Genomic DNA, 9,583 nt, shown 5'->3' with positions numbered 1-9,583 from the left:
ACCGTGATAATCTCCGACATGACCGTCCTCCTTTGTGGATCATCGCAGACCCACCTTGGCACAGAGATGCCGTCGGGGGGCGGTCACATCATCAGAGCCGTATCCAAGTGCACATATTTGTCGTGCACTACGACCGAGCCTTCGAACAATCCTTCGATGTCGCGCATCTGCAAGAGTTCGGCCCCGGCCACGGCGGGCGACTGGCCCTGAACCATGAAATCCACCGCTGCAAACCGCAGATGCGCGCTGTCCTCGCCGCGCCCCATACAGGCGTTATAATCCGGGTTGCGATAGGCCGAGATGATCAGCACCGGGCGGCCCAACCTGCCGCGCAGACGGTCCAGCACCCGCGCCGTCGGCTCGATATTCGGCCAAAGCTCGGGCGGGGGCAGCGTGTTAAGCCCGGCGCAGGAACCGTCCGGTGCGTTCGGCCCGCCCATGGCCAGAAACTCCTCGGCGGCGAAATGCGTCAGTTTCAGCGCCGCGAGCCAGGCCAGAAGCGCTGTCGGATCGCCCGGCCCCGCCCCCCCCGTCTGGAACCCCGACACGGCGGGCGCGGGTTCCTTCGGCAACGGATCGCGGGCGCCGACCGGCACGCCGGTCTTGCCCTTGGACTGTTCGACCGCCACGACCACCGGATTGCCGCGCGGGTTAGAGCGTAGCGTGAACGGGATCTGCGCCACGAAGGCCGCATCATCCGGGCCATAGGTGGTGTATTTCGGCACCTGATAGCCGCTGAGCCGATCTCGGATCTGGTTCAGAAATGTCGGATGATCGCCCGTGAAGGCGCCATTCGCCCAGACCTCGCCCAAGGCACGGGTGAACCGACCGCCACCGTTGATTTCCAGCGCGCTCTGATCGTCCTGACAGGCCGCCAGATGGATCAGCGAGGCGCGGAGCGGCCCCATCGGCCCGTGAACGACATCCTCGCGGATCTGCTGGTATCGGGTGGCATGAGCCTTGTAGTCGTTGATGTGATCGGCGTTCACCCGGTCCGCGACATCGCGCGGCATGGCCCGCACCAGTCCGACCGAGGTCGGCGGCGCGAAGGGATCGGGCATCCCCTTGCGGACGATCGTGCCGGAATTGCAGCTGTCGATCACCGTCAGAATCCGGACGCCGGGTTTGAAGCGGGCCAACTCCAGAAACATCTCGTCATCGGCCAGCATGTAATCGTAAAGGCACAGCGCCTCGTCGTGCTGATCGTCCTCGTCATTGTTGAAATCGGTGATCAGCCCGCCATGGCAGGCGAAGGTCAGCAGATAGTGATCCCCCTCGACCAACTGTTCCGCATCCACGGCCATGGCCGCCAGAACGGCATCACGGGTGGCCTGCTGGTTGTGCAGCGCTCGGGCGGTATAGCCCTGGGTCTCGGCGATGATCTGCATCCGCTCGGAATCCGACACGCATCCGAAAAGGCGTCCGTCCCAACCCGAATAGGTCTGGGTGTTGACGAAATCGAGGCCGATATGCAGTGACCTATCCCGGCCATTGGTGCCCCTCTGAAGCGACGGACCGTCGGATCCTCGTCGCCCTCCAGCGACGCGCGGGGGAAAAGCACCGGCAGCCCGGCGCTGATCGCAGCGGCTTCTGCGCCTGACGGCGGTCCGATCAGGGCCAGCGCCTGTTCAGCCGCCTGTTCGGCGCTTACAAAGCGCTGCAGAACGATCCCGCGCCCGTAAAGTCGCGCGCCCGACAACGCGCGCGAAAGCGCGGAATCCAGCATCGCCGGATAGGGATCATCCGGGCCGTCAGCAATGACCCCTAAAATGACCCTATCGGGGCTGATGCCAATGCGGTCGCGGCGCGGCAGATCGTCGATCTCTCGCAGCAGGCCCGCCGCCTGATCCTCGGTCACATCGCGATACCGCGGCATACTGCGCGACAATGCGCGACCATCCGAGGCCACGCCCTCGGCCAGCACCCGCAGCAGCGACGGCGCGTCATAGCGCCCCGCAAGCGCCACCAGATCGGGCGCGGTGCCCTCGATCCCGCCGCGACCGTCGCGACCGTGGCAGCTGTGACAGGGAAAGCGCGACAGGCTGCCCGACCCGTCCTGCCCGGTATAGAGACCGGGATCGGCAGAGGCAGGCAGTGCGATGATTGCAGCGATCAGGGCCATGCGCATCGCCATCCCGCCACGATTACGCCGGAGGCAACAGCGCGGCGATCTCGGCCGGTTCGGGGATCGACAGGCTGCGATGGATGCGGCGGGAGCCGGGCGACCAGATCACGAAGATCGGGTCGTGAAACTCCAACGGGCCTTCGGGCGCGCCGACCGCGCGCAGCAGCCTGCCGATATCGTCCCGATCTCCGGTCAGCCACAACCAGCGATCCGAGGCGCCGAATTCCGCCGCCGCCCGCGCCATCTGGGCGGGCGTATCATTCGTGGGGTCGATGGTTACCGTCAGGATGCTGACATCCGGTCCCAGCATGTCGTCAAGCTCGGCCATGACGGCATTGCCGATCGGGCAGATCGACGCGCAGGTCGTATAGGAAAAGGTCATCACCACCGGCTTGGTGGCGAATAGATCCGGCAAAGGGTGCGGCTGCTGGCGCCCGTCCGTCAGCGTGACATCCGGCGGGGTGAAGCGCATCCGGTCGAAGTCGGACGACAGGGCCGGACCGGCCAGCATCAGGGCCAGCAGGGCGGCAGTGCAAGGGGCATGGCTCATGGTGCGGTTTCCTCTGCCTGAAGGCTGGCGCCGCCGCGCAGTTCCATGCCGGGCGGCAGTGCCGCCGGAACCACGGTGAATGGCCCCGCATGCGGCAGGCGGATTAACACTGTCATATTCCCGGCGCCGGTGGCGCGGGCCTCGGTATCAAGGCGCCAGCCCGATTGCAGCGACCCCACCCGTAACGGAAGCTGTGGCGGGACCGGCAGGGGCGCGCCGCTATCGTCGATCAGTTGCAGTGCGATCACCGTATCCACCCCCGGGCGCAGCCGGTCGGGCAGCGCGATCACCCGCACCGGCAGGGCCAGCGCCGCACGCGGCCCGTTGACCGTGAACGGTAGGCAGCGGGTGATGCCCAGCGGACCGGTGGTCACGACCAGCTCCCATTCGCCGGCGGCAAAGGCCCAGACCGTCTGAAAGCGGGCGGTCTCGATTTCGGTGAAGTCGCGCGGATAGGCGGTCAGCCGCAGCGGCCTGCCGCCCCGCAGCCGGGTGCCGTCGCTGGCGGGCTGGCCGTTCAGTGCCAGCATCGGGTCGATGACAAAGGCCGTTTCAGCCGCCGTGCTGATCGCGACGACCGGCCCCTGCGGCCCCAAGGGCACCATCAGCCGCGGCGCGGCATGGCCCTGCGGCAGCGGACCCGCCCCGCCCAGCATCACCCGCGACAGCTCGACCGAGCGGCCGGGGGCGATGCTGCTTTTCTGGATCAACCCGACAAAGCCGCCATCGACCGACAGCAGGTGAATGCGGTCGCCGGTCATCAGCACCTCGGCCAAGGTCGAGCCTGGGTCCAGCGAGGCCGCCTGCACCACCTGCCCAAGCGACAGATCAATCAGCACGAAGGCGCCATCCCCCGGCGTCCAGGCGATCGCGACACGCCCGGCCTGATCCGCATCCAGCCGCGAAAACCTGCGGCCCAGCGGAATGGTCAGCGGCTGCTGCGGCGCATCGGTATAGGTCAGCCGCGCGGTATCGGCATCCGGGGCGACCGACAGGACGGCCCCCGGTCCTGCGGGCGTCGCATCGGCCAGCGGACCAAGGTCCAGACGGGCACCGTCCAGCAGCGTAACCCCGTCGCCGGTAAAGGCCAGCGGCCCGCGCAGCCGTCCCGGCCCGGCACCAAGCGCATGGCGCTGCACCGTGCTATCGGTGGCAATCACCGCAACACCGCCGTTCACGCCCACCGCGATGCCATCGGGCCAGAGCGCCAGATCCCTCGGGTCGGCAAGGTCCGACGCCAGAACCTGCGCCGCGCCGCCGGTGACGGGCATGGCCACGACCTCTCGGGTTTCGGGTTGCGACAGGATCAGCCGCCCCTGCGCCGGATCGGCAAGGATGTCGGCGGGCGGGGAAGACGGGCGCAACGCCGCGATCATATTGGCGCTTTGCAGGTTCAGACGCGGATCGGCGACGCCGACCGCGCCGTCCTCGACCAGATAGGCCAAGAGCGGGCTGACGAAACCCGTGGCCCCCGCCGGGGTGCGCCCGGTCGCAAGGAAAGCGCGCCCCGCCATCTCGCAGGTGGACATGCCGGGGGCGGCGGGCCGGGCGAAAAAGCGCGGTGACAGCCCCCGTGGCGGCGCGCCGGTCACGACATCGGTGAACCGCACCGTCAGGCGAACCGGACTGTCCGCCTGCGCTTGGGCCGCCTGCCCGGTGACCGGATCGGACAGATGAAGCACCATCTGAAGGGCGCTGTCATCAGTTGCAGGCGGGTCATCCTGCGCCAGCGCGGGCGCGGCGGCGATCATCAGCGACAGGAGTGCCGGACGCAGCGGGTTCATCGCCCACCTACTTGCTTGGCAGGGACGCATCGCGTCGGCAGCTTGTTTCCTGCGGCCCTGCGCCCGTGCTGACCACGTCCAGCAGCCCCCATGTGCCTCCGGCGCGCAGCGTGGTCGGACCGTCGAACCACAGATAGCAACCGGGAACCGCCTTGTGTAGCAGTTGCGCCGTGACCGTCTTGCCCGGCGCCAGCAGCGCCGCGCGCGGGAAGCCGAAGCCGTGGAACAGATCCTCGTAATCCTGCCCGATGGTCGCAAAGGCGCGCTGCCGCGCCCGGCCGCCGGGATGGACGACATGGATGGTGATTTCCTCGCCTTCCTCTGCCCGCAGGACCGGCATGGGGGTCGCGTCGGGAATCTCGTTGGGGGCGAGGCGGAAGAAATCGGGACCGAAATCAATCCCGTTCAGATCGGTCTCCATCGTCGTAGAGTGGCCAGCGCGGGCAAGACGCACGAAGAACGGTTCGCTTTTCATGTTCACCCCGGCCTCGCCCCGGTCATAGCTGTCGCCACAGACCCGGCAATCGGGGACAGGTGTGCCGTTCTGGCGGAAGTTCAGCCCATCCTGCCAGAACAGCGTGAACTGACGGATGCTATGTGACTGCTCGTCCGGGTCGTTGGTGGTGATCCGCGTGACCCAGGTCGGCAGCCGCTCGTCCCCGTCGTGCGCGCGGACCAGCAGCGTCCGCGCACCATCAACGCGCCGTTCGATCCCCGATTCCGTCACCTCGGCGTCTTTCGGCATCACCAGCACGGCACCGTTCATGCCATGCAGGACATGCTGGACCAGATCGCCGGTCGCCCGGATCGGCATCGCGCCATATGCATAGGGAATGAAATGCACCTGCGAGGCGGCCAGCAGGCTGACCGTATCCTCGGCCCGCTTGCGCTGCAAAAGCGGACCGCTGGCCATATCGGCGGCAACGCGATCCAGAACCTGTTCGGGGGTTTCGCCGGGTGTGGCGGGCAAAAGGTTCCGCATCAGATCCGCCGCCGGGGCGACAAGGCCGGGCTGGTCAAGGTTTCTGTCGGCCAGCAGGGCGGCGATCAAATCGTCCTGCGCGGCAGCGTCCAGCGACTGCACCTCGGCCCAGGTCGTGGGGGCAAACAGCGTCGTCAAGGCCTCCAGTTCCGACTTGCCGCGTGGCACGATGACCTGACCGCCGTAATAGTCGATGGTGGTGATCTGGCCGTTCAGATTATCGGGCGAATAGGCCTGCAAGGGTTGATCCTCCCGCCCCGATGCCGCCGCCAGTGCCGGGCCCGCGTTGATCCCGAAGGGATTTGGCAGGCTGCGCATATCGCCCATCACCGGCAGCGCCAGCGAGACCGCGAAACGGGCCGATGGCCGCACATCATGCGCCCATGGGCTGTCAGAATCGCGATCCACATCAAGCGAGGTGATGCCCGGCATTCTGGCATCACCATAGTGATCCATCAGCCCCTGCATCACCGTGCTGGCATTGCGCGCGTGTGGCACCAGCAGGTTGACCCATTGCACCCTGAGACATTCACCCGCCCTGAACGGCAGCACCAGCGGCTCGGGCCGGTCATAAGAGCCACGGATCGCCGCTAGAACCTCACCCTCGGTCGCGCCGGGAAGATTGGTGCGCCGGGCCTCGGGCAGGTTGGCCGGGTCGATCAGCGCAAGGAACAGGCCGTCCGGGTCCGTCAGCCTGTCCGAATAGCCCGTGCCGCCGCTGCTTGGAAAGGCACGCCGCGCAGACACCGCCGCCACCACAGCCTCGACCGTGGCGGTTCCGCGGCACATGTCGGGCGGGATCAGCGCGACCGGCGTTTCGCCGCCGAAAGGCAGGGGCTTGTCGATATTCAGCGATGCCAGCAAGTCATTGGCCGCTTCTTTTGCCTGATCGCTGACATCCTCGGGCTGACCGGTCAGCGCCTCGCGGATCGCGCGTGCCGGTTCGGCGTCGCTTGGCTCGACCGGCTCGGGGTTTCTTTGCAGGCGCGACACGGGTTCAGGCTGGTCGAACACGCGCAGGAAGGTCCACGCGCCGTTCCACAGCGAATCCACCGATCCGAAATGCAGCAGAGTGTCACCGTGTGGGCGCAGTCGCTGGATTTCGGCGGCCATCTTGGCATTGGCCGAAGCTGCCATTGCCGGGAACATGGAACGCGCGCCGATATTGCTGCCCGCGACATAGGCTCCCTTGAACTCGAAATGTTCCGAAATACCGACTTCCTGCGTCGAGATCCGGCCCTCGGCGTTGAAGCACTGGGCCAGCATCTTTTTGTAATCCTGCCAGAACGGCGCGTCGGTGACGGGTTCCTGCCGCGCCCATTCACGATAATCGCGCGCGTGCCCGCCCGAGGCCGTATAGAAATCCCAGCAGGCGGCAGCCAGCGTCCCCTTGTTCAACCGATTATCCAGCGGGATCATGGCCGAGGGGAAAATGTGGTCCATGTTGCGGGGGAAGGTCATGCCCTCCAGCGTGAAGGCGTGCTGCACCTCTTGCGCGCCCTGCACCAGACGGATCATCACCCGGTCGCCTTCGTTCACACGCAGGGGCGGCAGGGCCGGATCGCCATGGGCGACCTCGCCGGCCGAGACGAAGACATTGGCGGATTCACCCTCGGGCAGCGGGCGTTGCATGCTGATCTCGCAGCGTTGGGTGGCGCCCTCGACCAGCGGGTCAAGCCAGTCCGCAATCGGGATCAGGCTGCAATCGTCGCCCGCGCGGGTGCTGGTGCCCAGCCGCAGGGGCATCGGCTCACCCCGATAGTTCAGCAGATAGGGGTCGTGATGATCGACCGAGATGCTTTCGGGTCGGTCGGGCGCCGCGACCGGGCGGGCCAGTGGCGCATCCGCATCATGTGGCTGATAGCCCGCAGCCATCCGCCGCCAGCGCAGCAGGTGATCGCCCAGGGTCAGCGCGCCGGTCGGATGCTGATCATCCGCGAAGCGCAGGGCGATTTCGGATCGGTCCAGCAGCCCCGGGATCAGGTCGGCCCGATGCTGCGGGTGATAGCCCGCCGCGATGCTGGCGGGGATCAGGACCGGCTCATCGGGTCTTTCAGTCTCGCAGCGGGCGGGATCTGCGGGGTTCAGACCCTCGCAGAACAGCGCGGCCATGCCCTTTCCATGGTCCGATGGCATCCGCGTGGTCCAGTCATGGCGACCGGCTGCGGCGGTGATATCAGCCGCCCGCCCGCCGATACGGTCGCGCGGATCATAGAGCAGCGCGAAATCGGCGACAGCCAGCGCGAATTCGCGGTAATCCTGATCCTGATCGTCCAGCGCGCCCATGTCGCGGATCGACTTGCGGTCGCCCACATGGTTCGCGGTCGCAACGCGCAGGCCCGCATCATTGTCGGGCCGCAGGGCTTCGCAACTGTCGAGGTTTGCAGGATCGCAGATCCGGGCCGTGCGGGGTTCGACGATCAGGGCGGTGTAAAAGCCGTGCTGCTGGATCGAGGACGGGCCAAAGTGATCGTGGCTGAAAACGGTGCGCAACGTGCGGTCGAACGGCTGTTCAGGCGATTCGTTCACCGTCATGCCAGTCTGCGACAGGATCGGATCCGCGAACCAGCGTTGCACCGTGGTCTGGAACAGATCGCGCGTCGCGTCGGTATCGGATGGCAATCGCCAGATGCGGTCGGCATAGCGGGGGCTGACATGGCCGCCCTCGCAGAGCCCCTCGACCTCGCCCAATTGCAGGCTGCCGTTGCGGCTGCCTGTCGGGACGGTCTCCATCCCGGCGGCCTTGGCGGCGCAGATGCGGTGGGCGATCTCATCAGGGGCGAAGGTGCCGTCCTCATAGTTCCAGCCGTTCGACGACCCGTCCGACGAAGTCACGTCGAATTTCACCAGATGGATATGCTGGCCGATGGTATCGGTCGGAGTGCGGACCTGAAAATCGTCAAGCTCCAACACATGCGGCAATTCGTTGCGATGGCGGAACTCGATGCATTCGCGCGATACGGCGCGGAAGAAGAACGGTGCCTCATCCGCCGACACCACCGGCGCCCAGACATCGGGGCGGGCATCATCGGCAACAGGCCAGCGGCGCAGGCGCCTGTCACCCGTGACGGCGGCGCCATCCTTGTAAAGCGCCGCTTGCGATGTCAGCACATTGATCCGCGCCTGTGGATCGTGCCAGCCCGCACGGTTAGTCACCAGATCCAGTTGCACCGCCGAGGCCTCATAGCGGCGGAAGCCCACAAAGCCCGGTGTCGGGGCAATCGGGCGGTCCTCGGCCCTGCCGAAGCGCCAGAGCGGATCCGCCAGTTCAGCCAGCAGCGGCGGCCATTCCGTGCCCGGCTGGACCCCGGCGATGCCGCGCGGCCTGCCGCAGGGATCGGCAAAGGGCGCACCCGGTTTCGGGGCCGAGCCGTTGACTGCAAACCCCTTCGCCGCCCCCGCCGGACGATAAAGCCCGTCGCCCTGCTGCGACACGCTGCGACCGTCCACCGTCCTCAGCGTCAGCCCCTCGCCGTCGGAATGGAACCGCATCGCCGCACGTTCCAACGGCGAGCCGTTATAGTCGATCAACTCAAGCGGGGCCGTTTCCAGCTTCATCGTCATGTCGCCAAGCGCCAGCGCCTTGGCCACGATCTGCGCTTGGGCGGTCTCACGTTCGTGCCGGTCAGCCGAGGCCAGCTTCGGTTCCGCCTTGGAGATATCGAAGGGCAGAACGCGGGTGGCCGCATCCGTCACCACATGCCGCGGCAGGCCGCCATCCATCACCTCATCGGTCAGGCTGTTGCCATCAGCCGCGATCCGACGTGCCAGATCCATCGGCGCCTGTGGCGGACGGTGGCCGGGCTGGCCTGGAATATAGAACGGATAGCCGGGAAAGGCGTCGATTTCAGCCCCCTCGGCCGCATCAGCCGAGGCATAGCTGGGTTGAAGCGGCCATGGCTCTCCGGGCAGCGGCACCAGTCCGGGGATCGGCGTGCCAAGCGCGTCGCGCCGCCCGGACGGTTCGATCTGCTGACCGGTCAGGCGATCCACCGAACCTGTTCGCCGCAGCACCGGCGCAGGCGTTCCATCGTCCAGAACCTGTTGTTCCAGCGACAGGCCTGGTTTCTGCTGACCGTCGGGCAGCTTACGCGTTCCATCCTCGATCACGTCATGAACGCGCCACAACTCCCACATGCCTT

General features: G+C 66.8%; 4 protein-coding genes. All 4 read right to left on the bottom strand.

Annotated elements, in window-relative coordinates; translation table 11 throughout:
- Nucleotides 1–83: 83 nt before the first annotated feature.
- The 4 genes from ACOMG5_RS11960 to ACOMG5_RS11945 all read right to left on the bottom strand — a co-directional run bounded on the left by ACOMG5_RS11960 (nt 84) and on the right by ACOMG5_RS11945 (nt 9,578).
- Nucleotides 84–1,406, bottom strand: coding sequence for a D-Ala-D-Ala carboxypeptidase family metallohydrolase (locus tag ACOMG5_RS11960; RefSeq protein ID WP_420344030.1), 1,323 nt, complete (start codon nt 1,404–1,406; stop codon nt 84–86).
- Between the two features lie 738 nt (nt 1,407–2,144).
- Nucleotides 2,145–2,675 (bottom strand): SCO family protein, encoded by a 531-nt coding sequence (locus ACOMG5_RS11955; RefSeq protein ID WP_420344029.1) that lies wholly within the window; start codon nt 2,673–2,675, stop codon nt 2,145–2,147.
- The gene (locus ACOMG5_RS11950; RefSeq protein WP_420344028.1) at nt 2,672–4,459 is read right to left on the bottom strand and encodes a hypothetical protein; all 1,788 of its coding nucleotides are present in this window, start codon (nt 4,457–4,459) and stop codon (nt 2,672–2,674) included. The genes ACOMG5_RS11955 and ACOMG5_RS11950 overlap by 4 nt, the downstream gene beginning before the upstream one ends.
- A 7-nt stretch (nt 4,460–4,466) precedes the next feature.
- On the bottom strand, nt 4,467–9,578 hold the full coding sequence (locus tag ACOMG5_RS11945; RefSeq protein WP_420344027.1) for a hypothetical protein: 5,112 nt from the start codon (nt 9,576–9,578) through the stop codon (nt 4,467–4,469).
- Nucleotides 9,579–9,583: the final 5 nt, after the last annotated feature.

This window comes from Paenirhodobacter sp. (genome assembly GCF_041916475.1).
Taxonomy (GTDB): Bacteria; Pseudomonadota; Alphaproteobacteria; order Rhodobacterales; family Rhodobacteraceae; genus Rhodobacter.
Note: the sequence above shows the minus strand (reverse complement) of the source record. Positions and strands in the feature narration are given on the sequence as shown.

Bases quoted from the DNA above. Each gene is read 5' to 3' on its own strand.
- ACOMG5_RS11955 (WP_420344029.1), bottom strand. From the start codon at position 2,675: ATGAGCCATGCCCCTTGCACTGCCGCCCTGCTGGCCCTGATGCTGGCC.
- ACOMG5_RS11950 (WP_420344028.1), bottom strand. From the start codon at position 4,459: ATGAACCCGCTGCGTCCGGCACTCCTGTCGCTGATGATCGCCGCCGCG.
- ACOMG5_RS11945 (WP_420344027.1), bottom strand. From the start codon at position 9,578: ATGTGGGAGTTGTGGCGCGTTCATGACGTGATCGAGGATGGAACGCGT.